This window comes from Aeromonas veronii bv. veronii, assembly GCF_000820225.1.
In the GTDB taxonomy this organism is placed as follows: Bacteria; Pseudomonadota; Gammaproteobacteria; order Enterobacterales; family Aeromonadaceae; genus Aeromonas; species Aeromonas veronii.
In genome coordinates this window covers 5,819-6,134 of the sequence record NZ_CDDK01000033.1, presented here as the reverse complement: position 1 = coordinate 6,134, position 316 = coordinate 5,819, and the positions used below count along the sequence as shown (strand labels likewise).

At 66.1% G+C, this 316-nt stretch carries 1 pseudogene; it reads left to right on the top strand.

Annotated elements, in window-relative coordinates:
* A pseudogene (locus tag BN1139_RS21550) lies at positions 1-316 on the top strand (response regulator); the annotation flags it as partial.

Here is a 316-nt window from a genome sequence, read left to right as displayed (position 1 = left end):
GTTTCAATATTCTGGCGGCGCTGGCCAAGCCGCTTGATTGCGACGAGCTGCTCAGGTTGCTGCGTCGACTCTATCTGGGCCCGCTGCGTCAGCAGCGCTTGAGCGGCCAGCGCCGCTCCATCCGCCGGTGGCAGGGGGAGGTGCAGGGTCAGCTTGGGCTGCTCTCCAGTCCCGCGACCCCTCATCCGGTCTGGCTGGCGGTAACGGGTTTACCCAGCCGCTGGGAGGCGCTCAAGGATTGGCTGACGGAGCAGTCGCGCACCCCATCCGAACTGACCCTGCTGATCCACCGTCGAGACCACCTGCTCGGCAATGC